29 protein-coding genes and 1 pseudogene are annotated in these 26,999 nt (G+C 60.8%); 12 read left to right on the top strand and 18 right to left on the bottom strand.

Annotated elements, in window-relative coordinates:
- Positions 1–116 precede the first annotated feature (116 nt).
- The gene (locus tag AC07FD_RS10710) at positions 117–698 is read right to left on the bottom strand and encodes a biotin transporter BioY (protein ID WP_478349816.1); all 582 of its coding nucleotides are present in this window, start codon (positions 696–698) and stop codon (positions 117–119) included.
- A gap of 140 nt (positions 699–838) precedes the next feature.
- Here AC07FD_RS10710 and AC07FD_RS10705 point away from each other — a divergent pair, with 140 nt between their 5' ends.
- Complete coding sequence (locus tag AC07FD_RS10705; protein ID WP_478349815.1) at positions 839–2,251, top strand: helix-turn-helix domain-containing protein; 1,413 nt, start codon at positions 839–841, stop codon at positions 2,249–2,251.
- A 235-nt stretch (positions 2,252–2,486) separates the two neighbouring features.
- On the opposite strand, the gene AC07FD_RS10700 is transcribed toward AC07FD_RS10705, so the two are convergent.
- The 4 genes and pseudogenes from AC07FD_RS10700 to AC07FD_RS10685 form a co-directional block, all read right to left on the bottom strand.
- Positions 2,487–2,690: a DUF680 domain-containing protein gene (locus AC07FD_RS10700; protein ID WP_478349814.1), complete on the bottom strand. Its 204-nt coding sequence runs from the start codon at positions 2,688–2,690 to the stop codon at positions 2,487–2,489.
- Positions 2,691–2,746: 56 nt separating this feature from the next.
- A complete protein-coding gene (locus AC07FD_RS10695; RefSeq protein ID WP_478349813.1) occupies positions 2,747–2,944 on the bottom strand; it encodes a DUF680 domain-containing protein in 198 nt (65 codons plus the stop codon).
- 445 nt (positions 2,945–3,389) lie between these two features.
- Positions 3,390–3,813 (bottom strand): annotated as a pseudogene (locus tag AC07FD_RS10690) (aldo/keto reductase); the annotation flags it as partial.
- A 291-nt stretch (positions 3,814–4,104) separates the two neighbouring features.
- Positions 4,105–4,260, bottom strand: a complete 156-nt coding sequence (locus AC07FD_RS10685) for a hypothetical protein (RefSeq protein ID WP_478349812.1) — start codon at positions 4,258–4,260, stop codon at positions 4,105–4,107.
- 1,439 nt (positions 4,261–5,699) lie between these two features.
- On the opposite strand from AC07FD_RS10685, the gene AC07FD_RS10680 reads away from it, so the two are divergent.
- Positions 5,700–6,605, top strand: coding sequence for a LysR family transcriptional regulator (locus AC07FD_RS10680; RefSeq protein ID WP_478349811.1), 906 nt, complete (start codon positions 5,700–5,702; stop codon positions 6,603–6,605).
- On the opposite strand, the gene AC07FD_RS10675 is transcribed toward AC07FD_RS10680, so the two are convergent.
- From AC07FD_RS10675 to AC07FD_RS10625, 11 genes are all read right to left on the bottom strand, one after another.
- A complete protein-coding gene (locus AC07FD_RS10675) occupies positions 6,589–7,293 on the bottom strand; it encodes a peroxiredoxin-like family protein (protein WP_478349810.1) in 705 nt (234 codons plus the stop codon). The two genes, AC07FD_RS10680 and AC07FD_RS10675, sit on opposite strands and share 17 nt — an antisense overlap.
- Before the next feature lie 140 nt (positions 7,294–7,433).
- The gene (locus AC07FD_RS10670; protein WP_478349809.1) at positions 7,434–7,607 is read right to left on the bottom strand and encodes a hypothetical protein; all 174 of its coding nucleotides are present in this window, start codon (positions 7,605–7,607) and stop codon (positions 7,434–7,436) included.
- Between the two features lie 16 nt (positions 7,608–7,623).
- Positions 7,624–9,021 (bottom strand): NAD(P)/FAD-dependent oxidoreductase, encoded by a 1,398-nt coding sequence (locus AC07FD_RS10665; protein ID WP_478349808.1) that lies wholly within the window; start codon positions 9,019–9,021, stop codon positions 7,624–7,626.
- A 45-nt stretch (positions 9,022–9,066) separates the two neighbouring features.
- Positions 9,067–10,224, bottom strand: coding sequence for a patatin-like phospholipase family protein (locus AC07FD_RS10660; protein WP_478349807.1), 1,158 nt, complete (start codon positions 10,222–10,224; stop codon positions 9,067–9,069).
- A 23-nt stretch (positions 10,225–10,247) separates the two neighbouring features.
- Entirely contained in the window at positions 10,248–11,030 is a 783-nt protein-coding gene (locus AC07FD_RS10655; protein ID WP_478349806.1) for a 3-hydroxybutyrate dehydrogenase, read from the bottom strand.
- Positions 11,031–11,240: 210 nt separating this feature from the next.
- Complete coding sequence (locus AC07FD_RS10650) at positions 11,241–11,705, bottom strand: DUF302 domain-containing protein (RefSeq protein WP_478349805.1); 465 nt, start codon at positions 11,703–11,705, stop codon at positions 11,241–11,243.
- Positions 11,706–11,758: 53 nt separating this feature from the next.
- Positions 11,759–12,961, bottom strand: a complete 1,203-nt coding sequence (locus tag AC07FD_RS10645; protein ID WP_478349804.1) for an MFS transporter — start codon at positions 12,959–12,961, stop codon at positions 11,759–11,761.
- A 69-nt stretch (positions 12,962–13,030) separates the two neighbouring features.
- Positions 13,031–13,531, bottom strand: coding sequence for a cupin domain-containing protein (locus AC07FD_RS10640; protein ID WP_478349803.1), 501 nt, complete (start codon positions 13,529–13,531; stop codon positions 13,031–13,033).
- A gap of 191 nt (positions 13,532–13,722) precedes the next feature.
- Positions 13,723–14,637 (bottom strand): LysR family transcriptional regulator, encoded by a 915-nt coding sequence (locus tag AC07FD_RS10635; RefSeq protein ID WP_478349818.1) that lies wholly within the window; start codon positions 14,635–14,637, stop codon positions 13,723–13,725.
- Positions 14,638–14,861: 224 nt separating this feature from the next.
- On the bottom strand, positions 14,862–15,143 hold the full coding sequence (locus AC07FD_RS10630; protein WP_478349802.1) for a hypothetical protein: 282 nt from the start codon (positions 15,141–15,143) through the stop codon (positions 14,862–14,864).
- A 188-nt stretch (positions 15,144–15,331) separates the two neighbouring features.
- Positions 15,332–15,607: a hypothetical protein gene (locus tag AC07FD_RS10625; RefSeq protein ID WP_478349801.1), complete on the bottom strand. Its 276-nt coding sequence runs from the start codon at positions 15,605–15,607 to the stop codon at positions 15,332–15,334.
- A gap of 235 nt (positions 15,608–15,842) precedes the next feature.
- Here AC07FD_RS10625 and AC07FD_RS10620 point away from each other — a divergent pair, with 235 nt between their 5' ends.
- The 5 genes from AC07FD_RS10620 to AC07FD_RS10600 all read left to right on the top strand — a co-directional run bounded on the left by AC07FD_RS10620 (position 15,843) and on the right by AC07FD_RS10600 (position 19,547).
- Positions 15,843–16,688: a patatin-like phospholipase family protein gene (locus AC07FD_RS10620; protein WP_478349800.1), complete on the top strand. Its 846-nt coding sequence runs from the start codon at positions 15,843–15,845 to the stop codon at positions 16,686–16,688.
- A 266-nt stretch (positions 16,689–16,954) separates the two neighbouring features.
- Positions 16,955–17,224, top strand: coding sequence for a BufA1 family periplasmic bufferin-type metallophore (locus AC07FD_RS10615; protein ID WP_478349799.1), 270 nt, complete (start codon positions 16,955–16,957; stop codon positions 17,222–17,224).
- Positions 17,225–17,264: 40 nt separating this feature from the next.
- Positions 17,265–18,284: an MNIO family bufferin maturase gene (gene bufB, locus AC07FD_RS10610; protein ID WP_478349798.1), complete on the top strand. Its 1,020-nt coding sequence runs from the start codon at positions 17,265–17,267 to the stop codon at positions 18,282–18,284.
- The gene (locus AC07FD_RS10605) at positions 18,271–19,056 is read left to right on the top strand and encodes an HvfC/BufC family peptide modification chaperone (RefSeq protein ID WP_478349797.1); all 786 of its coding nucleotides are present in this window, start codon (positions 18,271–18,273) and stop codon (positions 19,054–19,056) included. The genes bufB and AC07FD_RS10605 overlap by 14 nt, the downstream gene beginning before the upstream one ends.
- A gap of 17 nt (positions 19,057–19,073) precedes the next feature.
- Positions 19,074–19,547 carry a DoxX family protein gene (locus tag AC07FD_RS10600; RefSeq protein ID WP_478349796.1) on the top strand — a complete coding sequence of 158 codons (474 nt, stop codon included), beginning with the start codon at positions 19,074–19,076 and terminating at the stop codon, positions 19,545–19,547.
- Between the two features lie 414 nt (positions 19,548–19,961).
- Here the strand turns inward: AC07FD_RS10600 and AC07FD_RS10595 are convergent, their stop codons facing one another.
- A complete protein-coding gene (locus AC07FD_RS10595) occupies positions 19,962–20,180 on the bottom strand; it encodes an alkylphosphonate utilization protein (protein WP_478349795.1) in 219 nt (72 codons plus the stop codon).
- Positions 20,181–20,563: 383 nt separating this feature from the next.
- Complete coding sequence (locus AC07FD_RS10590; protein WP_478349794.1) at positions 20,564–21,310, bottom strand: spermidine synthase; 747 nt, start codon at positions 21,308–21,310, stop codon at positions 20,564–20,566.
- A gap of 287 nt (positions 21,311–21,597) precedes the next feature.
- Between AC07FD_RS10590 and AC07FD_RS10585 the strand changes: the two genes are divergently transcribed.
- Genes AC07FD_RS10585 through AC07FD_RS10565 form a run of 5 tightly spaced genes read left to right on the top strand, consistent with a single transcriptional unit; the run spans position 21,598 to position 26,984 of the window.
- Positions 21,598–21,912, top strand: coding sequence for a helix-turn-helix domain-containing protein (locus tag AC07FD_RS10585; RefSeq protein WP_478349793.1), 315 nt, complete (start codon positions 21,598–21,600; stop codon positions 21,910–21,912).
- Positions 21,912–23,927: a hydrogenase 4 subunit B gene (hyfB, locus tag AC07FD_RS10580; RefSeq protein ID WP_478349817.1), complete on the top strand. Its 2,016-nt coding sequence runs from the start codon at positions 21,912–21,914 to the stop codon at positions 23,925–23,927. The genes AC07FD_RS10585 and hyfB overlap by 1 nt, the downstream gene beginning before the upstream one ends.
- Entirely contained in the window at positions 23,918–24,874 is a 957-nt protein-coding gene (locus tag AC07FD_RS10575) for a respiratory chain complex I subunit 1 family protein (protein ID WP_478349792.1), read from the top strand. The genes hyfB and AC07FD_RS10575 overlap by 10 nt, the downstream gene beginning before the upstream one ends.
- Positions 24,874–25,536 (top strand): hydrogenase-4 component E, encoded by a 663-nt coding sequence (locus AC07FD_RS10570; RefSeq protein WP_478349791.1) that lies wholly within the window; start codon positions 24,874–24,876, stop codon positions 25,534–25,536. Before AC07FD_RS10575 ends, AC07FD_RS10570 begins: the two co-directional genes overlap by 1 nt.
- On the top strand, positions 25,533–26,984 hold the full coding sequence (locus AC07FD_RS10565; protein WP_478349790.1) for a hydrogenase 4 subunit F: 1,452 nt from the start codon (positions 25,533–25,535) through the stop codon (positions 26,982–26,984). The genes AC07FD_RS10570 and AC07FD_RS10565 overlap by 4 nt, the downstream gene beginning before the upstream one ends.
- The last annotated feature ends 15 nt before the right edge of the window (positions 26,985–26,999 follow it).

Below are 26,999 nucleotides of genomic sequence, written 5' to 3'. Positions count from 1 at the left end.
GGGTTTGGGGAAGCTCGTCTACCGAATTGCCTTCAGGCAGCGGTCACGGACGTTCGGCCCGCCGCCGAGCCGAGCTTCGGCTCGGCGCATGTCGAGCTGCTCGAGGGTCGCACCCATCAGTGGCCAGCCTTGCCTTCGAGCGCCTTCCAGGCCGCCGGGAACAGGATCGCGGCCAGCACGGCCTTGACGACGTCGCCAAGGATGAAGGGATAGAGGCCTAGTTGCAGAACCGGCTTGTCGAAGCCGATAACCGCGCCCAGCCACAACAGCCCGGGCACGTAGATGACCGCGCCGGAAAGCAGCGCGGCGACCATGCCGCGAAGCGGATTGCGGTCCCAGCCATGCGCCGCCAGCCAGCCGCCGATCAGCGCGGCCGGCACATAACCCAGGAGGTACCCCCCCGTCGGTCCCATCATATAGGCAAGGCCGATGCCCTTCTCAGGCGTGCCGGCAAAGACGGGCAGCCCGACCGCGCCCTCGGCCAAATAGAGCAGTATCACGGCCGACCCCCGCCATGGCCCAAGCGCCAGGCCGAGCCCGATGACGGCGAAGGTCTGCATGGTCAGCGGTACCGGATAGAACGGCACGGAAATCTTCGCGGAGACGGCGAGCAGCAGCGATGCCGCCACGACAGTAGCCGCGTCCATGGCGAAGCTGCCCACACCGCGCCGATCGGCGATGGCGTTGAAAAGGGTCATTGTTTCTCTCCCGATCGGACTCGAATGGCGGATGGGCCGTCGGGAGGCAATTAGCCTAAGGAAGGCAGAGAGAAAATGGTTGAAAAGGTGCAAAGGCATAATATACAAAAAAGAATATTGCAAAATGCGAATTTGTGAAAATGGCACCTCCGAAGCTCTATATCGGCCGAAAGATCCGCGAACTGCGCGAGGCCAACAAGGCTACGCAGGCTGCCTTCGCCGATCGGATCGGCATTTCGACCAGCTATCTGAACCAGATCGAGAACAACCAGCGGCCCGTTTCGGCTGCGGTCCTGCTCGGGCTGGCGGAGAAATTCAAAATCGACATTGCTGAAATATCCCAGGGTGAAGGCGACCGGCTGTTATCATCACTGTCGGAGGCCTTGATAGACCCGCTTTTTGAGACCTATTCTCCGACCCTACAGGAGTTGAAGCTGGTCACGCAGAACACGCCGGGACTAGCGCGGGCGTTAATCTCCTGCCACCAGGCCTATCGGCGCAATAGCGAGCAATTGGCGAGCCTCGACGACACGCTCGGTCGCGGTGCATCGGCCACCGAGCTCACACCCTATGAAGAGGTGCGCGACTTTTTCCACTTCGTCGACAACTACATCCATGGTCTGGACGTCGCGGCGGAAAGGCTGGCGGCGGAGCTCGGCATCGGCGAGCGCGAAGCTGGTACCGTGCTTTCCGATCATCTCGAAAAGCGACACGGCGTGCGTGTAGCCCGTGCTGGCGCCGATGAGGACATCATTCGGCGCTTCGACGCCAAGTCGAAGCTGCTTTTCCTCAATCCGTATTCGCCAGCCTCGACGCGCAGCTTCCAGGCCGCCTTCCAGATCGCCGAGTTGGAAATGGAGCAGGAAGTGACGGAGGTGGCGCGCAAGGCAGACTTCCGCTCGGCCGAGGCGTTCGAGATCTGCAAGATCGGTCTCTACAACTATTTTGCCGGTGCACTGATCCTGCCATACCAGCTGTTCCTTACCGCGGCACAGGAGCTGCGCCACGACATCGAATTGCTCGCCACGCGCTTCGGCGCGAGCCTCGAGCAGGTCGCTCACCGTCTTTCGACGTTGCAGCGGCCTGGATTGAAAGGCGTGCCGGTGTTCTTCGCCCGCATCGATCGGGCTGGCAACATCACCAAGCGCCATAGCGCCGCCAAACTACAATTCGCGCGGTTCGGTGCGGCCTGCCCGTTGTGGAACGTACACCAGGCATTCGAAACGCCCGGCCGCATCATCCGGCAATTGGCCGAAACGCCTGACGGCGCGCGCTATCTCTGTATCGCGACCGAGATTGCCAAGGGCGGCCACGGTTTCAATGCTCTGCAAAGACGCTATGCGATCGCGCTAGGATGCGAGATTACCTATGCGAACGCCTTTGTTTATGTCGATGGTCTCGAACTAACCAACCGACGTGCGTTTGATGCGATCGGAATCTCATGCCGCATTTGTGAGCGCTCCGCTTGTCAACAACGCGCTGTGCCGCCGCTCAAGCGCAGGCTTGTGGTCGATCACAACGCGCGCGACGCGGTACCGTATAAAATTATCTAAGGACCAGCTCAGCGTCGGCTGCCATCGATCACATATGCCCCTAGTCGCAAAATCAAAAAACTGACCTGCCAGCCAACCGCTTTTCGCGTTGTCTCCGTGGATCAATGGCAGATTGCGGTGAAACAGGAGGGTGTAGGCTGCCGAACTGGATAAGGCAAGGCAGGCTGGCTGCCGGCTGCACAAAGCAGAGCGGCGGGACAAGCCCGCCGCTTTGAGGTCTTTCGGAAGCTTGCGATTAGCGGCCAAACAGGTTGCGGTCGCTGCCCTGCGTGACGGGCTTCTGGACAGGCGCGTCCGAGTTCTTGATGGACGTTGTGAACGAGGTGTCGACCGAAGCAGCCGGCTGGTTGGACTTGTCGGCGTTGTAGTGGTCGGAGCCGGCGAAGGCAGTGCCCGTGGCAACGAGGATGGCAACTGCAGTGAGAGCGATCTTGGTCATTTTAGGTATTCCAGATTTCAATGGTTGATGATCGATGGTTGGGGGACGGAACCGGCTTAGCGGCCAAACAGGTTGCTGTCGCTGCCCTGCGTGACGGGCTTCTGGACAGGCGCATCGGACTTCCGCACCGAAGCGGTGGTCGACTGGTCGATGTTGGCGACTGGCTGGTTGTTCGAGCCATAGTGGTCGGAGCCGGCGAAGGCAGTGCCCGTGGCAACGAGGATGGCGGCGGCGGTGAGAGCGATCTTGGTCATTTTAGGTACTCCAGATTACAAGTTTTCCGTCCGTCTAGCGGCGCGTCCTGGTAGGAATTCGCGTCGCTCGGAGACCACTCTCAGATCAGTCAGTCTCGCTGCCATTTCCAGTCACGAACTTGTGACTTACAAGAATCAGAGAAAGTATTGAATTTCGGCATTTGTCTCCTCACGCCACAATCTTTTTGATATTTATCAATTGGTTATAGGAACACCCCGAAAGGGGCGTCAGGCTCCAACGAGCCTGTGTTCACCATTTGCATACGGTCTGTCAACGATATCGAACCGAACGGTTCGGTTCGATCGCGACGAAAAACCCTTGCTGACGACGCTGTTCGGAAAGCAATCACATCTCGTGAGCCATCCGACCTGGTTAAGGCGATGTCGCTCGTCGTGATCTGCCTTGAGGAAGACGCCCCCCAGTATGGGTTGCAAGAGGCGCGGACTGCGCTACGTCATGGACCCACGCGATTTCCATACGGGTCGGTCTTGGGGCGTTTCAGGCTGGCCTCGATGCGTGGCGTCTTCCGAATAGTCGTTCAGGATCCTGTTCGGGCGGCCATGTTTGAATACGCCGCCTTCTCGCCCAAGTCGCGCGCACGGACATCCTCAACCTCGTCGAGGATGATGCGACCGACCTTGGTGCTGATGACACAGCCGCCGCGCGGTCGTGCCGCGAGCGCATCGCCCATCCGGATCTCTGCGAGGCCCGCCCCATAGATAGGTGCGTTGTCGTAATAGCGAATGCCGTCGTTCCAGGCAGCATCGACAGTCGCGGGCGTTTCGTCTTCTGGAATGTCGCGGAACATGTTTCCGAGCGGCGCTGCGCCGAAACCAAGCTTGCGGGGGAGGATATCTTTGAGTGCCATGGTCTGTTCCCCTTCAGGCGTGCGCGACAGGCCATCGTGCACCGCCACCCCGCTAGTCTAGTTCGACGCGCGAGCGTCTTCGATAAAAGAGGCGACTTTCCGCGGATGGGACAGCATCAGAGCATGGCTGCTGTCGATCTGCACCAGCTTGCCGCCTGTACGCTTCGCCATCACCCGCTGGACGCTCGGGGGGATCATGTGGTCCTGCGCCGTCAGAAGAAAGAAGGTCGGTTTGACCTTCTATGCCGCCTTGGTGAGCTTAGTCTGAGGTGCCTGCAGTCCCCAGGGCATCTAAGCCGCAGCCATGAACCGTGTCGTCGACGGATTGACATCGGCGGCGAACGCCGAAGGGAACTTCGCTGGGTCCACGATCAGATAGCCGTCTCTCGGCGGCAGCACCGGCGCACTGGACTCGCCCGGAGCCGGCTTCTCCGCCAGCTCGATCACCGACTCACCGACTCACCGACGTCCGGCGCGAAGGCCGCCAAATAGACATGGCTGCGGACCTTGGGATTGTCATCGGCTTCGCTAATCACCGGGCCTCCACAAGAGTGGCCGACGCGAATGACGGGATGCTTCGCCGCGCCGATGACGCGCTCGGCCGTTGATACGTCGTCATCGAGTGAGCAGGTCGGGTTCTGGACGATAAGGGCATACCAAAATCCTTGATTTTATTGAGTTTTTGGGGCCAGAATTAGAAATATTCCCGTATCGTTCCGTATGGTCTCGCCCAGCAGGCCCGCGCTGGTACGAGCCCATCGCAATATCCTCGGTTCAACGATGCCTCTGCCCACTGCCAAAGCAAGTGGGCGCCACCTACGATTACAGCAGTTCCAGGAGCGCCGGAATCGCCGAGATAGATCTGTTTGCGCTAATTTTGTACCGCCGCAACCGCCCGCCGGGCTCGCTAAGCAAACATCAGGACAACCGGGATATCGTTGACGTACCTTCCAGGCTCTGCCACCTTTTCGACGCCGAGACCGGCGAACGGCTAGCCATGCAATAAATTGAGCACTGCACGACGCTGACTGGGGTGGCCGAAGCGACATTCGAACTTGAGGAACAGCGGCAGCGCTCGCTCGCTGTCATCGCTCCCCGGAAGGGAGGCGCGGTGGCAAGGCCTTCATCGACAAGATTCGAGAGATAGCCCTCTATGCGGATCCCCGACGACGCGGAAGGCACGCAAGGGACTGGCGCCACTTTGCACTAGCGGCAGCCAGGGCGCTATCTGCCCGGAGAGTTGAGATCAGAACGCCGGGTATGGATCACCTTCACAGCTTAAAGGCAGGCTTCTGGCAGCCCGCTTCATCGCCGGCTTGTCAGGGGAATGTGGTACTCTGTTTTTCTTTTCCAGAAGGGGATTCGAGTCCACGTTTTGGGCCAATTGAAAAAAATATAAAGAAATCAATATATTAGGCTGGTATTTTGGTGGGCCCGGAGGGTGTGAGACTTCTCAAGAAAATCAATGGCTTACAGGATGGTTAGCCAACCCATATCCTTCGTATGATCTCGTATGGTCTGGCGAACCCGATAGCAAGGACACTGACTGATGATCCGCCGCGGTCGACATTTCGTCGGCAGCAACTGGCGACGCTGACGCCGCCACCGTCAGAGATACAGCAACTCCTAGCTTCGTCCGGATGAACGCTGGGACGATCTCGCCGATAGAATTCTTTTCGCTCGAGAACATCGCGGCAATCATGGCGACGCCGCAGACCTCGGTCTAACAAATTCTGGAAAGCTATCGTTGTGCCGCACGACATCGCACCTCACCAAGTAGTAAAACGCGCCTTGTTCAGCGCCTTTTGCCCTACGCCTTCCATTGCGTTAACCTGCGGACATGTCGTAATTCCATTCCGATCATTTCGCTGAGGGGGCGAAAGTTCATGGAAATGCAGCAGGTCCGCTATTTTCTGGCCCTGTCCACCACCCTGAATTTCACCAGGGCGGCGGAAGAATGCAATGTCACGCAGCCGGCGCTGACACGGGCCATCAAGACGCTTGAGGACGAGCTGGGCGGCGAGCTTCTGCGGCGCGAGCGCCAACATTCGCATCTGACCGAATTGGGGCGCCGTATGCTGCCCTTGCTGCAGCAATGCTACGAAGCCGCGAGCTCGGCGAAGTTGCTCGCCAAGGCGGTGCAGAGCAGCGACGTTGCGCCGCTCAACGTCACCATTTCCAACAGCATCAACATCGCGCTGCTTGTGTCGCCGTTCACGGAGCTGTTCCGCGCCTATCCAGGCGTGCACCTGAAGATCAGCCGCGGCTCGCCGACGACGGTGGTCGAAGCGCTGAAGAACGGCGACGTCGAACTCGCGGTGGCCGGCCCGCTGGGGGCGGCCTGGGATCGTCTCGACACCTGGCCGCTGTTCCAGGAAGAGATCGAGTTGGTGGTGAATTCCGATCACCCGCTCGGGCGCCGCAACGAATCCGACGTGGCGCTCAGCCAGCTCGCCGGCGAGCCGGTGCTCAGCCGGATAGATTGGGAGACAAGCGAGGAGCTGGCGCGCTGCCTAGCGGCCAAGGGGCTGACGCCGAGGACCGCGCATGAGGTCGAGACCGATCACGACCTGCTGGCGCTGCTGGAGGCGAATGCCGGTGTCGGCTTCGTCTCGGTGACGGCGCCACGGTCGCCGAACATCCGCAGGTTGAAGCTCAGGGACGTCGATATCTCACGGATCGTCGCCGTCTATGCGGTCGCCGGTCGCCATCGCTCGCCCGTCGCCACGACGCTGCTCAACCTGCTGCGGTCGACCGACTGGTCGCCGTTCGGCGTCAGCGAGCCCGCTTGAGTGCCGCGATCAGGTCATCGATATCCATGCGCCGGCGGTAGTCGGGATCGACGAAACGATCGCTGATGATCCCGTCCGTGCCGACAATGAACGTCGCCGGAATCGGCAGGAACCAGCTGCTGTTGCCTTGGTAGTTCGGCAGGTCATAAAAAACTCCCATCAGCCGCTGCATTTCCGCCCCGATCCAGATCGCAAGATTGAGCGAAAGCGCATAGCCATTGTCCATGTCGGTCAGGAAGGGGAATTGCGCGCCCACCGCATTCTTCATTGCCGCAGTGAACTTGCGCCGTTCAGGCACGATGGCCACCACCTGGCCGCCCATCGCGACAATCTCCCGCTGAACCTCGACAATGCCGACCGCATTCAAACGGCAATAGGGACACCAGTGCCCCCGCTGGAAGGTGACCACCGCCGGGCCCCGCTTGAGAAGATCGGCCAGACCAACCAGCCTGCCGGCCTCGTCAGGCAGCAGGAACGCCGGCATGGCGTCACCAGGCGCGGGGGACATCGTCCCTGCCCCTTGCTGCTGCAGGCGCACGATCAGGCGGTCGACCGCATCGGCAAAATCGGGGTTAAGGCGGCGAACGGCCCCGGCGATGACGTCCAGCCGCTCGTTCAGCGGCGCATCGAGTTCGACCGCCGCCTGCACGGACTGTTCGAACGTCATACCTTCCGTATCGCCTGCCATTCCGGCACTTTCACAATTCGCACGCAGTCTAGCATCGACGGCAGGTGATCAGGATCATGCCGTTTCCGCATGATTACCATTAGCCGGATGCATCGTCGCATCCCACCCCTGTTCCGTGTTCGCGCCTTGCCACCGATCCGTTACAACATGTTGTTGATATCAGACGAAAATGTCGAGAACCCGTAGACTGCTTCCGACAATTGCGAGGCCGTGATGCCGTTTTTCATCGCTAGCGCGAAAATATGGATCAGTTCCTCGCCCGTATGGCTCACGATATGTGCACCACCCAGGATCACCACATCGTATTTTTCCATGCCGCCCTCGCAAGGGTCAGTGCAGCTTGACCTGCGGCCTCGTGCGGCGCGCTAGGAGGTCGGCGACGGTGTCCAGCACGGTCTTCGCCGTGCCGTGCACGGCCTTGAGATGCATCTTGTAGAGCGAGCGGTACATCAGCCTCGCCATCAGGCCTTCGATCTTCAACCCGCCGATCAAACTGCCGAACGTGCCATAGTCGGCGAGCGAAACCAGCGAGCCGTAATCGCGGTAGCGAAACGCCGGCGCCGGCTGCCCTTTGAGACGGGCAGCGACGATCCTGACCAGATGATCGGCCTGCTGGTGCGCGGTCTGCGCCCGTGGCGGCAAGGGGCTGTCCTGTCCGGGTAAAGTGCAGTTGGCGCAGTCGCCGATGGCAAAGACGTTCTCGTCGCCCTTGGCCTGCAGAGTTTCGCCCACGACCAGGCGGTTAATGTGATCGGTCTCGAGACCGTCCAAGGTCTTCAGAAAATCCGGCGCCTTGATCCCAGCCGACCAGACGACAAGTTCAGCCGGCACGAACAGCTTTTCGCCGAGCCTCACCCCCTCGGAGGTGACTTCGGTGACCTTGACGCCGCATCGTATGTGGACGCCGAGATCGCGCAGCAGATGTGCCGATTGGCGCGAGAGATGCTCCGGCAGCGCCGGCAGGATGTGCGGCCCGGCCTCGATCAGGGTGATGCGGATCAGCTTGTCGAAATCGATGTTGTCGAGGTTGTGCGAGGCGATCTGGCGCATCGACTTGTGCAGCTCGGCGGCGAGCTCCACACCGGTCGCTCCGGCGCCAACGATGACGCAATGCAGCTGCCCCGGCGAAAGCTGGCCGTATTGGGCATTGGCGCGAAGGCAGGCATCGATCATGCGGCGGTTGAAGCGTGCGGCTTGACCGACAGTGTCGAGCGAAATCGCGTTTCTCGTCGCACCCGGTGTGCCGAAGTCGTTGCCGACGCTGCCGACGGCGATGACCAGCGTGTCGTAGCCAAGCACGCGCGGCGGGATGATCTGCCTGCCGTCCTCGTCGAAACTCGGCGCGACAAAGACCTGGCGTTTGGCGCGATCGATGCCAACGACCTCGCCGATCCGGTAGCGGTAGTGATGGCGGCTGGCATGGGCGATGTATTCGACGGCATCAGTGGCTGCGTTCAGCGTGCCCGAGGCCACTTCGTGCAACAGCGGCTTCCAGACATGCGTGCGGTTGCGGTCGACCAGGGTGACCGAAGCTCGCTTTGTCTCGCCGAACTTGCGTCCGAGGCGGGTGGCGAGTTCCAGCCCGGCCGCGCCGCCGCCGACGATGACGACACGGTGCAATGAGGCATCGGCATGGGACGGCGTTTCCGGAGTTTTGCGGAAGAGTGCTGCATCATTGGCCAGCACCGCTTCCGGCACCAGCCGCATCCCGGGCGTGATGATCTGCATCTGATGTCTCCGTCTTTCAGTCGGCGCGGCAAGCGCCCAAGATGCTCACTCTTGCGACTCGTGGATGACGATGCCTTGCAGCATGTCGACGTCGCATTCCCACGGCTTCTCCGACAGCACGCGCCGGGCGTGCTCGTAGCCGGCCTGCCAGCGTGTGCGGATGCCCGAGCGGGTGAAGTCGATATCCTTGGTATGGTCCTCGCCGTCGAGGCGCGGTGACAACAACCGCACCAGATGCATGACCGACGGGCAGCCATAGGAGGCGAGCTCCCTGAACATCGGATCGTCGCGCTGCGCTTCCGGCACGAGCTTGCCGAGTTCGCGCACGACATGCCGCAACCGGTGCAGTTGCTCCTGCCGCGCCACGTGGCTCTTGCCGCGGCTGGCATATTGCAGATCCTTCTGCCGGCCCATGACTTGCCAGATCGACTTCGGCTCGGTTCCGCGCGGCTGCCACATGTTGACCGCGAAAATCAGCGCGTCGCGGCGGGGACGCTCGTCGAGCACGACCTCGATCGGCGTATTCGAATAGATGCCGCCGTCCCAATACGGCTCGCCGTCGATACAGACCGCCGGAAAGGCCGGCGGGAGCGCGCCCGACGCCATGACGTGAGCAGCCGACAGCGGCATCTCGCGGGTGTCGAAATATTTGAGCTCGCTGGTGTTGACGTTAACGGCACCGACGGTCAGCCTTGTATGACGCTGGTTGAGATAGTCGAAGTCGATCAGATTGCTCAGCGTCTTCTTCAGCGGGTCCGTGGTGTAATAGGACGCCTTCTCGACGCCCACCTCCTGGTTCACGCCGAAGAGTGCGTTCGGATTGGGTTCGAAGAAGCCAGGGATGCCGCGCATCACCGTGCCCATATTGGCGAAGATATTGCTCGGCATCATCATGGCGAAGAACTCGTCGAGCGGGCTCGAGCGGCCAAGGCCATCCCAGAATTCCTTGAGACGAGGCAGCCGGTCCTTCGGCTCGTTGCCGGCGATCAGCGCGGCGTTGATGGCGCCGATCGATGTGCCGATGACCCAGTCCGGTTCGATGCCGCCCTCAACCAGCGCCTGGTAGACGCCGGCCTGATAGGCGCCGAGCGCACCGCCGCCCTGCAAGACCAGCACGGTCTGGCGTTTGGCGTCACGCTCCGTCAGATGGACAACGCTAGAACCTGCCTCGGCGGCCGGCGGAATCCGATTGATCTTGTTCATCGCTCTTGCTCCTGATTTCGGAATTAATGAGCCGTCCAGCCGCCCTCGATCGGCATGATGGCACCGGTGATCGAAGCCGCGTCGTCGGAAGCCAGGAACAGGCAGAGTGCCGCGACCTGGTCGACGGTGACGAATTGCTTGGTCGGCTGCGCTGCCAAAAGCACATCCTTGATGACCTGCTGTTCGGTGATGCCACGCGCTTTGGCGGTATCCGGGATCTGCTTTTCGACCAGCGGCGTCAGCACGTAGCCGGGGCAGACGGCGTTGACGGTGATGCCTTGTTCGGCCACTTCGAGCGCGACGGTCTTGGTCAGGCCGGCAACGCCGTGCTTTGCCGCGACATAGGCGGATTTGTAGGGGGAAGCGACAAGCGCATGCGCCGAGGCGACATTGATGATGCGGCCCCATTTGCGCTCTTTCATCGCCTTCAGCGCGCGCCGGATCGTGTAGAACGACGACATCAGGTCGATCGCCACCACCGCTTCCCATTTTTCGATCGGGAATTCGTCGATTGGCGCGACATGCTGGATGCCGGCATTGTTGACGAGGATGTCGATGGCGCCGAACTCGGCGATCGCCTTGTCCATCATGGCGGTGATCGCATCGCCCTTGCTCATGTCGGCGCCGTCATAGCGCACGGTGACGTCATGAGTGGCGGCGATCCGGGCGCGCAGCTTTTCGATTTCGCCGGCGTCGCCGAAGCCGTTGAGCACGATGTTGCAGCCCTTGGCCGCGAACGCCTCGGCGATGCCCTGGCCGATGCCGCTGGTGGAACCGGTAATGAGTGCCGTCTTTCCTTTGAGCATGATCCTGTCCTTCGATCTGGAGGGCCGGGCTGATACAGGGCAGCTGGCTACCCCACCTGTCCGCTCTCCGTTTGGTGTTGAGGATAAGTATGCCGACCAGCCTGAAGCATCGGAAATGCCGTTGAGACATAGATTCGATAGCCGGGCATCGTTGCAGCGGAAAACCATCAACCTCGGCCAACGGCCGAACTGCCGATCCTCGGCACATCGTTAGTTCTTCTTGATCGCCGAGGTCACCGACTGGATGACTTCGGTCGCCATCTTGAACTGGGCAACGCGGTCGGTGATGCCGTGGCGCTTGGCGATCCAGTCGAAGTCGGTATAGGCAGCGTAAACCTCGCCATCGGCCTTTTGGTAGACCAGCACGCGCACTGGCCAGTCGAGACCGGCTTCCGGATTGGCGGTGATGAAGGTCGTGCCAAGCGCCGGATTGCCGAACATCACCAGCCGTGACGGCAGGACGTCGTTGCCGGCCTTGTTGCCGAGCTTGGCCTGATCGACGACGCCGAAGAACATGATGCCTTTCTTGAGCACATCCTTCTTGATGCGGGCGACGGTCTCGGCGACCGTGTAGTCGCTCTTGACCGTGACGACGCCATCCGAGGCGGCGGCAGGGACGACCACCGCCATCAGCATGGCGGCACCGGCGATCATAGTTTTCAGAAAAGTGGTCATGTCAGTCTCCTTGGGGTTGTGACGACGGTTGAACTTCGAAACTTTCTCGGCGGTCAGGTCTTCGGCGTCTTCAGCACCTGCGCGACAGCGATGGCGCAGGCGAGAACCACGACCAGCACGGCGACGCAGGCGGTCCAGCCGATCCGGTCATAGACCTGGCCGAGCACGAAGCTGCCGGCGAGGCCGCCCGCATAGTAGGATGCAAGGTAAATGCCGCTTGCGGCCGTGCGGTCGCGTGAGGCGGTTCGGCTGACATGCCCGGTCGCGATCGCCTGTGCCAGGAAGGTGCCGATGGCGATCAGCGCCATTCCCGTGAGAACCACCGGCAGGCTGGTGGTGAGCAGCAGCAGCAGTCCGACGATCGCCAGCGCCAGCGAGGCGGCGATGCCCATCCTTGGACCGAGGCCGGCAGCGACACGACCGGCCAGCGGCGTCGTCAGCATCGAGGGCAGGAAGACGAAGTAGACCAGGCCCAGTGCCATCGGCGACAGCGAGATCGGCGCGGCGGTCAGCCTGAAATTGACGTAGGTGTAGGTGCCGATGAAGACGAACAGGATGAGAAAACCGATGGCGAAGCAGGCGCGCAGTTGCTCGTTCATCAGCGGCCCCCTCCAGGCCGAGCGCGGCGGCCCGCCAGTGGCGTCGGCACGCATCGTTTCTGATGTCTTCTGCAGCGTGAACCAGACCAGCGCGGCGCCTGCCAGGTTGAGCGCGGCGAAGGTGAGAAAGTTGGCCGAGATACCGAATGTGTCGGCGACGGCGGCCGACATCAGCCGGCCGAAGAAATTGCTGGCGACATTGCCGGTGACATAGGCGGCAAGTGCGCTGGTCGCCTGGCGCGAGGAAAAATGTTCGGCGAGATAGGCCATCGTCAAAGTGAAGGCCGTCGACATGCACAGTCCCTGGACGACGCGCAGCAAGGCAAAGACCAAGATATTGTCGGTCTGCGAAAGCAGGATCGTCGGGATCGCCAGTATGGCGAGGCTGATCCAGATGCCGTTGCGGCGATCGATGCCGCGCCCGAACAGAGCGACAGCCATGCCGGCCACCGCCATGCCGAAGGTGCTGGCATTGACGGCAAAGCCCATTGTGGCGCGGCTGACGCCGAACTTGATCACCAACGACGGCAGTATCGCCTGGGTGGCGAAGAGATCGACGAGCGTCAGAAAGGCGATCAGCGCGATCAATCCGAAGCGCCGGCTGTCAGCGACCGCCATGTGCGGCCGCGTCGGTGCAGTCTGTTCCGTCGTCGTCATGGCAGGCTCCGTTGATCAGGCGTCCCCAAGCCATCGCTTGAGGACGCAGTTTCAGTTCGCAAGGCGAACTCACATCATGTGATCGTCGTGCATCGCCGGCGGCAGCACGTCGGCCGAGTAGAGCACCGCCGGCACCTTGCCGTTGTTCTTCCACCAATGAGCGAGCTGGCCGAATTCAGCGGTCACATCGCCGGCCGGATGTTCGATGCCGACCTTGCAGGTGCTGCGGTATTCGGTGATCGAACCTTCGACGATGAGGATGTTGGCCGGGCGCACATCGTGCTCATGCCACGGCACGACACCACCGGGCTGCACGACGAGCTTGCGCAGGCGCAGCATGTTGCCTTTCCAGGCTTCGCCCTTCGAGCTGAGATCGATCGCCGACAGCACGTCGTCGGTCACGCCGACCGGCTTGCTCGGATGCTCCTGGATGTCGGTTGTCGCCGCCTGGCCGGCGGGACAGTCTCCGGCAAATGCCGGCGCGACGGAAAATGCCGCGGTTGCGGAAAGAAGCCCAAGCGCGAGAGCCAGATTGAGCGGCACGCGGGAGGCAAGTGCTGCGGAAGCCATTTCGTTTCTCCTTTGTCAGTGCCCAAACGCGAAAGGCGGGGCATGACGAGGAGAGTGACGGAGCCGGCGGCGAAAGAGAAATGCCACGTGGCTCTCAATTCGATACCGGAAAACTATCATGGAATTATTGGCGCGATCCTTGTCCCACGAGGCGAGGTGGGAAAATCAACGCAGGAAGGCGAAGAAATACTTCAGGCGGCGCTCTTGCGCAGATCCGGCTGAATGGCGCTCATCGCCCAGCCATGCGCCTTGACGCTGCCGACAAAGGCGGCGACCGCCGGCGAAAACCTGCGCCCGGCAACGATCACCAGCGACACCTCGCGCCACACTTCCGGATCGATGACCGGCCGCACCTGCAGACCGGGAATGACGGCGCTGAATTCCGGGATGAAGCAGATGCCGAGGCCGCCGGAGACCATGTTCTGGATCCAGTCCTCCCGCTCGCTGGCGTAGGAAATTCTGAGCTTCACGCCGCGCTCGCTGCACAGGCAGGCCAGATGGTCGCGGTATTCGCAGTTGAGACGCCTGAGGTAATTTTCGCCATCCAGTTCGGAGATGGCGACATCGTCGTTGCGGGTGAGACGATGCCCGGTCGGAAACGCCAGGACGAAGCGCTCGCGATAGAGCGGAGTGACGTCAAAGCGCTCTGGAAAACTCTCGCTCGAGGCCATGATGGCGACATCGATGTCGCCGGACTCGAGCAGCTTCGACAGCGTCGCCGGCACGCCTTCGACCAGTTGCAGCTGAATGCCCATGTGCCGCCGGTTGAAGTCGGCAAGCAGGCCGGTGAAGCGGCGCGGGCCGATCGTGCACATGACGCCGACTTTCAGGTTTGCATTTTCCAGGCAGAGAAACCGCGAAGCCTCCTGCCGTACGCCGGACAGTTCGTCGAGGATCTGCTGAAAGCGCGGCCGCAACAGCGACCCGAGATCGGTCAGATGCGTCAGGTTGCGCTCGCGGCGGAACAGCAGGCCGCCGACCTCTTCCTCCAGCTGCTGGATGGCGCGCGACAGTGCCGGCTGGGTGACGTTGCACTGCTCGGCGCCGCGCGTGAAATTGCGCGTTTCGCAGACAGCGAGGAAGTAGCGGATGTGATGAACGTCCATGCCGATTGCCTCGAATTGCGTGCGTTTCAGTTGCCAGAGCTTGCCGCAAAGACCACTACGGCGCCAATGCACTGCCGCTATGAAGTTCATAGCGGACCGTCATCAAGCGCAGGCCAACTTGCGACACTCGGCTCTGAAGCGCTGTTGGGCGATCGTTAAAAAAATGATGGCGGGCAAGGCGCCAGCCATCATCTAGTATCTGGTAGTTCGTCAGGACTGGCGTATCACTTGTTGGCGCCGCCGAGGGCCATCAGGTCGGCGCAGAATTCAGCATGAGGCTTGCTCATCGCGGCGTCCTGGCATTCCTTCATCATGGCGCCCTGCTTGTCCTTCGACATCGCATCCCAGGCGGCCTTGAACTCGGCCTTGGGCTTCATCGTCTTCATGCCGGCGTCGGTGAAGAACGGCTGCATGTTATCCGGCTCGTCGAGCGCGCCGGCGAAAGCAACGCCGCCGAGAATGGAGAGAGCAAACGCGCCGAGGCAAATGGCTTTGATGGTCTTCATGGTCATGGTCCTTCTCTGGAGTTTGGCGACCGTCCCATCGACAACCGCGGTGATGATTGGCAGCAACTAAAAACCTTGCGGGGGTCCTCTTTGCTGTTACGAAGCTTGCGGCAACGGACGGTCTCAATGCCAATGCAATATGCGTATGGTGTTTATGTCGGTTGGGCATTCGCCGCCGGCAATTCCGGCTAGTTGGCGCCACCCAGCGCCAGCACGTTGGCGCAGAACGGTGCATGAGCCTTGCTCATCGCCAGGTCGTTGCATGCCTTCTTCATCGCGGCCCGATCGCTTTTGCGCGTGGCCTTCCAGGCCTTCGTGAACGCGGCCATCGGCTTCATCTTTGTCATCCCGGCATCCGTGTAGAATGTCGGGAACGACGCCAGATCGCTGAGCGGATCGGCGAATGCGTTTCCTGCAAGAAGGCCCAGAGCAATCGCCCCCAGACACACAGCTCGTAGTCTCATGACGTGTTCCTCTCTCTGTTGAACGATTGCCCAGACGACCGTCGTGGCGCTGGTCGAAGCAACCGAAAGCTCGGCTTTGGTTGCCTGATGAAAACTTGCCGCGCGCGAGGGTCTGCAGCCAATGCAATATGCCTATGGAGTTCATGCCGCATCGGCATTTCGTAATCAGAGGCAAGTGCAGCACCCTCTAGGCCGACATCACCGAGAAGCACCCTGATGCAAACGGGAGGAAATGATGAACGCGCACAGTGAAATCATGATGCCGGCCGCTGCCGGGTTCATGCCCGGCCTGGGGATGAGCGTTCACGGCAGACGCACCCTCACCCTTGATCTTTCGGGCGGCACCCACAGCGCCTTGACATGGGGCATGCTCGACCGCCTGCTCGACGAACCCGGCCTCTTCCTTGCCAGCATCTCTGCCTCTGGCTTCGACGCCTTGAATGGGGCGGTGCTGGCGTATGGCCTGACCCTTGGCGGCCGGCGCGGCGCGCAGACAGCGTTGGCGAATTTCTGGCGTCGCATCAGCCATGCCGCCACATCAGGCCCGCTGCAGTTGAGCCTGCATGATCAGGCGGCAGGCCTTCGTACATCCAGTGAAGTCCGCCTGCTGACGCGCCTGGAACGCCCTTCTTCCCTTCACCCCAATCCGGTGCGCTCCTTGCTGCGGGCAACGATAGGTTTCGACGCCGTGCAAACGGCACGCCAGCCGGCTGAGCTCAGCGTCCGTGCCTGCAATGCACGGACCGGGGCTGATAGGATCTTTGCCGACAGCGAACTGTCGATCGACGCCATTGTTGCGGCGGCCACGGCCCCATTCCTGTTCCAGCCCATAGAGATCGATGGCGAGCTCTATTGGAGCAGCGGCGCCGACGCCGCCATATTCCCTGCGGCGCGGCCCGACGAAGTTCCGGATCTGCTGGTCGCTTCCGACGCGGTTCTCGAGAGCCGGATGCCTTCCGGACACAGGTTGCAGCCCGGACGGGAAACCGACTGGGGCTCGCTCATCGAACTGCGCGATGTCGGACGCGACCGGGCCGAGACCTGGCTCGCCGCCAACTGCGCAGGGACAGCCGCGCAATGACGAACTAGACCTGTAGCCGACACGACCCCAGGCGCTCCCTCCCGCCTGGCCCTGCCTGCACCGCAGCCCCCTCTCGAATGCAGGCGCAAAGCCCTCCGGTCTCCCCGACCGGAGGGCTTTTTTCGTTCCGTTTCAGCAGCATAGAGCCTGCGTATCAAATCTATGCCGAGACAGCATTTCAGCTTGCCGGCGCGATCGCGGACACTGCTTGCAGACGGGCCACATGGTCGGTCGTTCCCTCGAAACGCACATCAGGAGATATCAAAATGATCAACACCAGAACGCTCATCGGATCGGCTCTCGCGGCCGCAACCTCGCTCGCCGCGACTGCCGCCTACAGCGGGCCGGCCGCTCAGCCCAACTTCTCGTTCGAGAAGTGCTACGGCGTCGTCAAGGCCGGACAGAACGACTGCCAGACCGCGACGCATTCCTGCGCCGGCACCTCGACCGCCGACAACCAGGCCGACTCCTGGGTCTACATACCGGCCGGCACCTGCGGAAAGCTCACCGGCGGTATGGACAAGCCGAAGGCCTGAGCAAGCCAGAACTTCCAACCAACTTGAAAGGAGCAGACCGATGTTTCGCACATTCCCGTCACTCACCATCCCCGCCAGCGCGGGCATCGGTCTGCGCTCCCCTCATGTCAGTGAGATGCTGACGCGCCGGCCCTCGGCCGGCTGGCTCGAGGTTCATGCCGAGAACTACATGGGTGACGGCGCCGCCGTCGAGGCGCTGGAACGACTGCGCCAGACCTATCCACTCTCGGTTCACGGCGTTGGCCTGTCCCTAGGCAGCGCCCAGGGCGTCGACCGCGGCCATCTCGAGAGATTTCGCAAGGTCTGCGAGCGCTTCCAGCCTGACCTCGTTTCCGAACATCTCGCCTGGAGCGTCGCCGACGGTGCCTATCTCAACGATCTGCTGCCGCTGCGATATGACGAAGAGGCGCTGGCAATCGTGGCCCGCAATGTCGACACGATCCAGGACGCCTTGAAACGGCAGGTGCTGATCGAAAACCTCTCGGCCTATCTGGCCTTTGCCGGTTCCTCGATGAACGAGGCTGAATTCCTGACCGAGTTGGTGGCACGGACCGGCTGCGGCCTGCTGCTGGATGTCAACAACGTCCAGGTCTCTGCGCACAATCTGCAATATGACGCCAAGGCCTTCATCGATACGCTGCCGGCGAACGCCATTGGCGAGATTCATCTTGCCGGCCACGCCACCAATGAGGTCGGCGGCGACACCGTGCTCATCGACGATCATGGCTCGTGCGTGCCGCCTGTCGTCTGGTCGCTTTACCAGCACGCCATAACCCGGCTGGGGCCGCGTCCGACGCTGATCGAATGGGACACAGATGTGCCCTTGCTGGATGTGCTGCTCGGCGAAGCAATGTGGGCCGACATGCTGGCCGCGTCGATCATGTTCCACCGCAAGCAGGCGGCGAGACAGAATGCCGCCGCCAGGACGGAGGCTAGACCGATCGTCTTGCCTTTCGAACGAAGCGGCATGCCAGTGCTTGCGGCCTTCGCTGCCGCCAGGCTTGGGCCGACAGTGCCGGCGTTGCTTGAGAAACAGGGAGGATATCATGCTGCCGCTTGAACACCTGCAGACGACCCTGGCGCGCTCGGTGCTCGCCGTGGAGCCTTTCACGTCAGCCAAACTGCTGACCGCCGGCAACGCGGACCCGCTTGCCCGCCTTCGCATCTACCAGAACAACACGCGCAGCTCGCTGACTGCCGTGCTGATGGCAGTGTTTCCGGTGACGGTCCGCCTCGTCGACGAGCGCTTCTTCCGTTTCGTCGCGAGCGAATTCATTCGCCGGCATCCGCCGGTCGAATCGAGACTGGCACGCTATGGTGCCGGCTTTCCCCGGTTCCTGAAGTCGATCGACACACTTTCCGACATGCCTGTCGTCGCCGAGACGGCACGTCTCGAATGGGCCATCGCCGAGGCGCTGGATGCCGCCTCCCTACCGCCCCGTACACTCGCCGAATACGACAGCACGGATCTTGGACCGTCACCCGACATCGTGCTGCAGCCGTCGCTGCGGCTGATCCTTTCGCACTGGTCGATCCTGTCCGTCTGGACAGCACACCAGCACGGTGGCGCGATCGCTCACCACAATGCCTGGACGCGGCGGCCCGAGCGCGTGGCGCTTTGGCGGGCCGGCGACAGCGTAAAACTGGCGCGTCTCGACCGGGCCAATTTCGCCTTTCGCCATACCCTGAAACACGGCTTTGGCCTCGACCACGCCGTCGCCCGCGCGCTTGCCCGCGATCCCGCGTTCGACCTCGTGGCCGCATTCGTCAGCCTGTTCGGCGACGGGCTCGTCACCGATGTGCGGATACCCGCACCAACACTGCCAATTTGACTCTGAAGGAGATGATCATGACCGCGATGCAGGAATATTCCTCGACCTCACCCGCCGGCCTGGCCGGTCTCTACAGACGCGTCATCAGGCTGCCCGAGCACATCCCGTTCTCACTCGTCCAGCTAACTACCCGCGTCGCCATCTCGCATGTCTTCTGGCAATCGGCGCAGACCAAGCTGGCGTCCTGGCCGGTGACGCTGCAGCTGTTCGCCAACGAGTACAATCTGCCGTTCATCGACCCGTCGATCGCCGCGCCGATGGCAACCGCCGCCGAGATCACTGGTTCAGTGCTGTTGTTCTTCGGCCTATTCTCGCGGCTGGGCGCGCTGATGCTACTCGGCGTCGTATCGGTTATCCAGATCTTCGTGTTTCCCGAGAACTGGGCCGAGCACTTTTTGTGGGCGTCGCTGCTGCTTCTCGTGCTGACGCGCGGCGCTGGCGTCTTCTCGCTGGACTATATCGCCGACCGCTTGTTGCGCCGGAGCGCGTGAAGGAATGGGCCTTTGACATCCCGATCACCAGCTCTTGCCCGCAGCCATTCGTTTCGGCTCAGGTACATGGCAATTTCTAAGTCAAACCATCCCTTTCGCACGCCGCAGCCGCCGATCACCGCATCTATAGGTCGGAGGTCTTTCGGAGCCGAAATATCTGGACTACGTGTGGCTGGTCGCCGCCAGAAGGAAAAAAACGGAATAGGATTAAGGCTCAAGACCATTGTCGCGCTCAACAATCTGACCGTCTCCAGTTGACTCACCCCATAAAGGAGAAGTCATAAATCATTGATATTGTTGACATGGTGGGCCCGGAGGGTGTGCTATAAACATTGATTTCATTGGCTTTTTCGTGGGCCGAGATCATCAACAGTCCCGCATCGTTCCGTATGGTTCCGCACCATGCGGCGAGGTTCACGCCTTCTTCAGGAATGCTGTCTTCAGGACAACACCCTTCACCTGTCTCGTGTTGCATTCGATTTCTTCTGGATTGTCGGTAAGGCGGATGTTCTTGACCAGCGTACCGCGCTTGAGAGTTTCTGATGTGCCCTTCACCTTCAAATCCTTGATCAGCGTCACCGAGTCACCATCGTTCAGTGCAGCGCCGTTACTATCCTTGGCCTTTTCAACCATCTTTCTGGTCCTTTCCGTTCAGGTGCGGAACACGTCGCCGCCGGCGGCGATCAGTCCCCGCTCCCGTTTCATTGAGATCCATCCCGGCCGAGAGCGTCGATCCCGGCCAAGATCACGTTGATCAGGGTCACGTTGAGCTCAGCGAAGCCTTCAAGCACGAACTAGTCGCCGATCTCGAGATGATAGCCGACTGTCAGGAGCGGTAGTCTCGCCGCTGTCGGAGGAAAGCGCGACTAAAGCCTCCGCCGTATGCTCAGGTCGGCAACCAAGCATCATGCTCTTGATATGAACAGTCATGCATGAAACGTGATATAGGATGATCCACGTATTTACTGTCAAGCCCTGAACGGGAGCAGCCGACTGCTCCGCGGGCCAATGAATGGTCACCTTATCTGCGGCGCGGGATGCCGAGGCCTGAGCGTCAACAGACCAAGGTCGCGAATTATGTCGTCAATTCCAACCGACGGCGGCATCAACAACGATGGTTCTACGAAGCCATGGACATTGCCCGCCATGACAAGCACATTGCGATCGGGTGTACCGCGCATATCGAGAAGCCTTACGTCAGCCCAGATGCTGCTCATTTTTCCCGCAACACGATCCGGCATCATGTCAAGGTCGTGGCGAGCGTGAACGTTGGCGATAAGACAGCCGCGAGAATTCCGCAGGCGTGTCTGGGCAAGGCCGAAGAATGTCTCAGCGCATAAATGTTCTGGAATACGACCTCCAGAATAAGCATCCAAGACGATCGCGTCGTAGCGATGCCGATCGGCGCGAAGAAAATCGCGCCCGTCGGCGACGCAGCAGTCAATCTTAGGAGGAAGTCCAAAATACCGCCGGGCAATCTGGAACGCCCGTGGATTTACGTCGACGATGGTAACGCGCACGCCATGTCGATCCAGCATGGTGCCCAAGCTGCCGCCGCCACAGCCGATCATCAGTACGTCTAAGGCTTGTGCTTGCACGAGAAGACCAAAGATCGCGTGAATGTAGGGGACGATACTCACACCCTCAGGATCGCTCTCACTTTGAAAGAAGCCACCCTGCCGATAAATGACTGACCCGGTGTCCTTGGTCCGCAGAACCTCGATGTTTCCGAAATCGGTTCGATATTTGGCAATCCGGATCATAATCTGTCGCGATCACCAATTTCCTAGTCTGACGTTTCGCCGTCATGGCCTGACCCAGCGGCACAGCTAACTGGGCTGAAGCTTAGGGTAGCAGGAGGCGACATCGTCGGCGCTTCGGTTTCACCGTGCACTCAATCGGCATCGAATACCGCAAACCTCAGACAGCTCATTCATCGCAGTGCCATGGCAACAATGATATCTCAAACATCACTAATTGACTATGACACATTTCAATATATGCTGCAACGTGTAGAGATCATATCTCAAGGCTAACAAAGGAGGGCGATATGTTAACTGCTCCCCAGTTGCGTGCAGCAAGGGCGCTCCTCGGTATCGAACAGCGCAGACTTGCCGAATTGTCCGGTCTCTCGGTGCCGACAATCCAGCGCATGGAGGCCAGCGACGGTGTGATCCGCGGCAACGTCGATTCCCTGATGAAATTGATTGCGGCACTCGAAGGCGCCGGCGTCGAATTGATCGGAGAAGGCATCGCCAGCTCCGCTGGTGGACGCGGTGTGCGGCTGAAAGCGGACTTTAACCGCGCCCGAATTTTGGGCAGCGGCAATGCAGAAGCTAAATTCGGTGTGAGGAGCGTGGCGTGATTTCGGGTGTCACGCTCCTTTTGTGGGGTGTCGCCGCGCTTCTGGGAATTGCCGTGCTGGCTATTGTCGTCGGTCGACGAGATTCGGCAACCGGCCTGATCTATAGCGCGACGCTTGGCATCTCAACGCTCGCCTTCATCGTTGCAGCAAGCCACCTTGTCGTCGATCCCACCGCTGCATCGGTGGTGACGCTGCCGCTTGGGCTGCCCTGGATTGGAGCGCATTTCCGCCTGGATGCGCTCTCGACCTTCTTTCTTGTCGTCGTTAATTTCGGCGGCAGCGCCGCCAGCCTGTATGGACTTGGTTACGGCCGTCACGAGTCCTCACCGCATCGGGTGCTGCCATTTTTTCCGGCATTCCTCGCCGGGATGAACCTTGTCGTGCTGGCGGATGATGCCTTCACTTTCCTGCTCTCCTGGGAATTCATGTCGCTCGCCTCGTGGGCGTTGGTCATAGCGCACCATCGCGAACAGGAAAACACAAGGGCGGGCTATATCTATCTTGTGATGGCGAGCTTCGGCACGCTGGCGCTGCTGCTCGCTTTTGGCCTGCTGTCCGGACCAGGTGGAAATTATACGTTCGAAGCGATGCGCGCCGCCGGGCCTACGCCGCTTGTCGCGACGGTTGTTCTGGTTCTCCTGCTGCTAGGCGCGGGGTCGAAAGCCGGCCTCGTCCCGCTGCATGTCTGGTTGCCTCTCGCTCACCCTGCAGCGCCAAGTCATGTTTCGGCCTTGATGAGCGGCGTCATGACCAAAGTCGCGGTCTATGGTTTCATACGTGTTGTTTTCGACCTGCTCGGCGCGCCGACTTGGTGGTCGAGCGTCATCGTGCTGTTCCTTGGCGGTTTGACTGCGGTTCTCGGCATCCTCTACGCATTGATGGAGAAGGATCTAAAGCGTCTTCTCGCCTACAGCACCATCGAAAATATCGGCGTCATTTTCGTGAGCCTTGGCCTGGCGCTCGGCTTCAAGGCGAACGCCATGCCTTTGGCAGCGGCGCTGGCCATCACCGCCGCTCTCTTCCACGTTCTCAACCATTCTCTTTTCAAGAGCCTGCTTTTCTTTGGTGCAGGTGCCGTGCTGACGGCAACCGGCGAACGGAACATGGAGAAGCTAGGCGGCCTCATCCATCGCATGCCGTTCACCAGCTTCGTCTTTCTCGTCGGCTGTGTCGCGATCTCGGCGCTGCCTCCCTTCAATGGGTTCGTTTCGGAATGGCTCGCCTTCCAAGCCATATTGCAAAGCCCCGATCTGCCTCAATGGGGTTTGAAGATCATGGTGCCCGCTGTCGGTAGCCTACTGGCTCTGTCAGCAGCATTGGCCGCGGCCTGCTTCGTCAAGGCGTTCGGGATCACATTCCTGGGTCGGGCAAGAACCGCGGCAGCCGAACAGGTCGAGGAGGTCGACCGCTTTTCGCTGACTGCGATGTTCATCCTCGCGGGGCTTTGCCTGCTTGCAGGCATCCTGCCGGGTTTTGTCATCGACAGAATTTCATCTGTAACGCTTTCGCTCGCCGACAGTCGCATGCCTGTGCAGATGGCCGAACCCTGGCTGTCGATCGTACCGATCGCCGAGAGCCGCAGCTCGTACAACGGTCTGCTGGTTTTTATCTTCATAGCGATTGCCGCATCGCTCGCAGCCCTTGTGATCCACCGTTTTGCTTCACACGCGCTCCGTCGAGGCCCCGCCTGGGGTTGCGGCTTCCCGGACGTGACCCCAGCCGCTCAATATTCGGCGGTGAGCTTCGCGCAACCCATTCGTCGTGTGTTCGGGACATACGCCTTCCGCGCCAAGGAAACCGTCGACATGCCGCCGCCCAGCGAGGTCAGTCCGGCGCGTCTGAATGTTGAGATCCATGATCTCGTCTGGGAAACGTTTTATCAGCCGATCGCTGGTGCCATCGGCTTTGCAACCGACCGGCTCAATCATCTCCAGTTCCTGACCATCCGGCGCTATCTGACGCTGGTCTTTCTCTACCTCGTCGCCTTGCTTCTGGTGCTGGCGCTATGGCCCTGATCCTCGCACTGGTCGTTCAAGGTGTGCAGATGGTGCTGGTGCTGGCGCTGGCACCGCTGCTGACCGGCTTTGTGCGCAAGGTAAAAGCAAGGCTGCAACGGCGCCAGGGGGGCCCTCTGGTCCAACCCTATCGCGATCTCCTGCGGCTGATGCGCAAAGAGGTCGTCCTGGCCGACAACGCATCCTGGCTGTTTCGCGTCACGCCCTACCTGATTTTTGCCGCCACCTGGGTCGCCGCCGCTCTCATCCCGACCTTTGCCATCGGCCTCACCTTCAGCTGGAGCGCCGATCTCATCGCCATTGTCGCCCTTCTTGGAAGCGCTCGCTTCTTCCTCGCACTGGCAGGGATGGATGTCGGAACGAGCTTCGGCGGCATAGGTTCGAGCCGTGAGGTCATGATCGCATCGCTGGCCGAACCTGCGATGCTGCTCATCGTGTTCAGCCTGGCACTCGTTGCCGGAGCCACCCAGCTCTCCACGGTAGCCGCTTTCATGAGCTCGTCCGAGGTTGGTCTGCGGGTGTCGCTCGGGATGTCACTCATCGCTCTCATCATCGTGGCGATCGCAGAAAATGCCCGCATACCGGTGGACAATCCGGCAACGCATCTCGAGCTCACAATGGTCCATGAGGCGATGGTGCTGGAATATTCCGGCCGCCACCTGGCCATGATCGAGTTTGCCGCTTTTCTAAAACTCCTACTTTACGTGTCGCTGATTTCCTGTGTTTTCATACCTTGGGGGCTGAAGGCCGACGGGGCTGGTGCGGGATCCTATGTTCTGGGTGTCGCCGCCTACATCGCCAAGCTTGCAGCCTGCGGCATTCTTCTCGCTGTATTTGAGACCGCCATTGCCAAGATGCGCGTTTTCCGGGTCCCGGATTTCCTGGGAGCGGCACTGATGCTGGCCCTGCTCGGTACACTCCTGCTGTTCGTCTCACGGAGCCTCTGATGGACGGCCTTACCTTCGACATCGCTCATCTGCTCGCCGGCAGCCTGGTGCTGGTCAGCTTCATGATGCTCTATCAAGACCGCCTCTTTGCGCTGATCAATGTTTTCGCACTTCATGCCATCGTCCTCGCCCTTTCCGTGGCCTGGCAAGCCTATATCCAGGACGCGCACCACCTTTACGTCACCGCGGCGATCGCTCTCGTCTTCAAGGCGATCGTCATTCCCGTGGGGCTTCACCGCATCATTCAGCGGCTAGGCATCCACCGCGACATCGAGACCGCCGTCGGCATCGGCCCGACCATGCTCGCCGGAATTGGCTTGGTGGCCCTGTCCATGGTCTTGATGTTGCGGGTCACGTCCGCCGCCGATCCGCTTGCCCGCGAGGATCTGGCGTTCGCGCTGTCCATCATCCTTCTCGGGCTCCTGGTGATGGTCACCCGGCGCAATGCCGTCAGCCAGGTTGTCGGATTCATGTCGCTCGAGAACGGTCTGGTTCTCGCTGCCACGGGTGCAAAGGGTATGCCGCTCGTCGTCGAGATCAGCGTCGCCTTCTCGATCCTGATTGCTTTCATCGTCATCGGCGTTTTCCTGTTCCGCATTCGCGAACGGTTCGACTCGGTCGATGTCGGCGCGCTTGATGAGTACCGGGGGGAACGCCGATGACAGCGCTTCCCTTCGATGCCGTGGCTGCCATCTTGCTGGTTCCCGTCGGCGCGGCGGCACTTCTGGCTGTATTGCCGAACTATCGGCTGGGCGCACGGATCAATGTGGCCGCGAGCCTGCTTACCTTGCTCGCCGCGCTGTCGCTTTTCGTTACAGGGCGACCGCAGCCGGGTCAGTATCTGCTAGTCGACGATCTCAATATCGTTTTCATCGTGCTCAACACATTCGTCGGCTTCACTACCAGCGTCTTCAGCGCCTCCTATATCGCGCACGAACTGGACACCGGAAGGCTGACAGCAACGAACCTGCGATTCTACCACGCAATGTATCAAATCATGATGTTCGGCATGAACCTGGCGTTCGTGTCGAACAATATTGGCTTGATGTGGGTGGCGGTCGAGCTCGCCACGCTATCCACCGTGCTCATGGTCGGCATTTACCGCACGCATGAGGCGCTGGAAGCCGCGTGGAAGTATTTCATCTTGGGAAGCGTTGGCATCGCATTGGCGCTGTTCGGTACCATCCTCGTCTATATGGCCGCCCAGCCGGTTGTCGGCGAAGGGACGAACGCGATGGTCTGGACGGTGCTTATCGAACGAGCGAAGGACTTCGACCCGGCCTTGCTCAACGTTGCTTTCGTCTTCCTGCTGCTCGGCTACGGGACGAAGGTCGGGCTGGCACCCTTGCATGCCTGGCTGCCCGACGCGCATGCCGAAGGCCCAACGCCTATCTCCGCTGTGCTGTCGGGATTGCTCCTCAATGTCGCCCTCTATGCGGTGCTGCGCTTCAAATTGCTGCTTGCCGCAAGTCCGGAGGCAATAGCACCGGGGCCGTTGATGGTCACAATGGGGCTTACATCGCTGATTTTCGCGGGTTTCATGCTCTACCGCCGCCGCGACATCAAACGCCTGTTCGCCTATTCTTCGATCGAACACATGGGCATCATCGTGTTTGCCTTTGGCATGGGGGGTCCGCTCGCCAATTTTGCCGGACTGCTGCACATGGTCATGCACAGTTTGACCAAGTCAGCGATCTTCTTTGCTGTCGGCCATATCGCCCAGGTCAAGGGGACGCAGAAGATCGCCGATATAAGAGGACTGACGGAAACGCATCCCGGCCTTGGCTGGGCGCTCGTCATCGGGGTCGTCGCCATTGCCGGTCTGCCGCCACTCGGCATTTTCATGAGCGAATTCCTGGTCGTCAGTTCGACGTTCGCGCGGCAACCATTTCTCGCCATTCCCCTGGTCTTCGGGCTTCTAGTCGCTTTCGGCGCGTTGCTGTTGCGGTTGACCGCCGTCGCCTTTGGCGAGCCGCGTGGCAGCACCGCGCCTGCCGAGGCATCCTATGTGCCGATGTACTCGCATCTGGCATTGGTGTTCGCGGCCGGGATCTACCTACCGCCACCGCTGGTCACCTGGTTCCAGCACGTCGCCGACATTCTGGGATGAAGCAGATGAGGAGAC

This window comes from Mesorhizobium waitakense (genome assembly GCF_056431085.1).
The sequence above is the reverse complement of the archived record's forward strand: the minus strand, read 5'-3'. Positions and strand labels throughout refer to the sequence as shown.

Coding starts and splice junctions, on each gene's coding strand:
- AC07FD_RS10710 (WP_478349816.1), bottom strand. CDS start 698: ATGACCCTTTTCAACGCCATCGCCGATCGGCGCGGTGTGGGCAGCTTC.
- AC07FD_RS10705 (WP_478349815.1), top strand. CDS start 839: ATGGCACCTCCGAAGCTCTATATCGGCCGAAAGATCCGCGAACTGCGC.
- AC07FD_RS10700 (WP_478349814.1), bottom strand. CDS start 2,690: ATGACCAAGATCGCTCTCACTGCAGTTGCCATCCTCGTTGCCACGGGC.
- AC07FD_RS10695 (WP_478349813.1), bottom strand. CDS start 2,944: ATGACCAAGATCGCTCTCACCGCCGCCGCCATCCTCGTTGCCACGGGC.
- AC07FD_RS10680 (WP_478349811.1), top strand. CDS start 5,700: ATGGAAATGCAGCAGGTCCGCTATTTTCTGGCCCTGTCCACCACCCTG.
- AC07FD_RS10675 (WP_478349810.1), bottom strand. CDS start 7,293: ATGGCAGGCGATACGGAAGGTATGACGTTCGAACAGTCCGTGCAGGCG.
- AC07FD_RS10670 (WP_478349809.1), bottom strand. CDS start 7,607: ATGGAAAAATACGATGTGGTGATCCTGGGTGGTGCACATATCGTGAGC.
- AC07FD_RS10665 (WP_478349808.1), bottom strand. CDS start 9,021: ATGCAGATCATCACGCCCGGGATGCGGCTGGTGCCGGAAGCGGTGCTG.
- AC07FD_RS10660 (WP_478349807.1), bottom strand. CDS start 10,224: ATGAACAAGATCAATCGGATTCCGCCGGCCGCCGAGGCAGGTTCTAGC.
- AC07FD_RS10655 (WP_478349806.1), bottom strand. CDS start 11,030: ATGCTCAAAGGAAAGACGGCACTCATTACCGGTTCCACCAGCGGCATC.
- AC07FD_RS10650 (WP_478349805.1), bottom strand. CDS start 11,705: ATGACCACTTTTCTGAAAACTATGATCGCCGGTGCCGCCATGCTGATG.
- AC07FD_RS10645 (WP_478349804.1), bottom strand. CDS start 12,961: ATGACGACGACGGAACAGACTGCACCGACGCGGCCGCACATGGCGGTC.
- AC07FD_RS10640 (WP_478349803.1), bottom strand. CDS start 13,531: ATGGCTTCCGCAGCACTTGCCTCCCGCGTGCCGCTCAATCTGGCTCTC.
- AC07FD_RS10635 (WP_478349818.1), bottom strand. CDS start 14,637: ATGGACGTTCATCACATCCGCTACTTCCTCGCTGTCTGCGAAACGCGC.
- AC07FD_RS10630 (WP_478349802.1), bottom strand. CDS start 15,143: ATGAAGACCATCAAAGCCATTTGCCTCGGCGCGTTTGCTCTCTCCATT.
- AC07FD_RS10625 (WP_478349801.1), bottom strand. CDS start 15,607: ATGAGACTACGAGCTGTGTGTCTGGGGGCGATTGCTCTGGGCCTTCTT.
- AC07FD_RS10620 (WP_478349800.1), top strand. CDS start 15,843: ATGAACGCGCACAGTGAAATCATGATGCCGGCCGCTGCCGGGTTCATG.
- AC07FD_RS10615 (WP_478349799.1), top strand. CDS start 16,955: ATGATCAACACCAGAACGCTCATCGGATCGGCTCTCGCGGCCGCAACC.
- bufB (WP_478349798.1), top strand. CDS start 17,265: ATGTTTCGCACATTCCCGTCACTCACCATCCCCGCCAGCGCGGGCATC.
- AC07FD_RS10605 (WP_478349797.1), top strand. CDS start 18,271: ATGCTGCCGCTTGAACACCTGCAGACGACCCTGGCGCGCTCGGTGCTC.
- AC07FD_RS10600 (WP_478349796.1), top strand. CDS start 19,074: ATGACCGCGATGCAGGAATATTCCTCGACCTCACCCGCCGGCCTGGCC.
- AC07FD_RS10595 (WP_478349795.1), bottom strand. CDS start 20,180: ATGGTTGAAAAGGCCAAGGATAGTAACGGCGCTGCACTGAACGATGGT.
- AC07FD_RS10590 (WP_478349794.1), bottom strand. CDS start 21,310: ATGATCCGGATTGCCAAATATCGAACCGATTTCGGAAACATCGAGGTT.
- AC07FD_RS10585 (WP_478349793.1), top strand. CDS start 21,598: ATGTTAACTGCTCCCCAGTTGCGTGCAGCAAGGGCGCTCCTCGGTATC.
- AC07FD_RS10575 (WP_478349792.1), top strand. CDS start 23,918: ATGGCCCTGATCCTCGCACTGGTCGTTCAAGGTGTGCAGATGGTGCTG.
- AC07FD_RS10570 (WP_478349791.1), top strand. CDS start 24,874: ATGGACGGCCTTACCTTCGACATCGCTCATCTGCTCGCCGGCAGCCTG.
- AC07FD_RS10565 (WP_478349790.1), top strand. CDS start 25,533: ATGACAGCGCTTCCCTTCGATGCCGTGGCTGCCATCTTGCTGGTTCCC.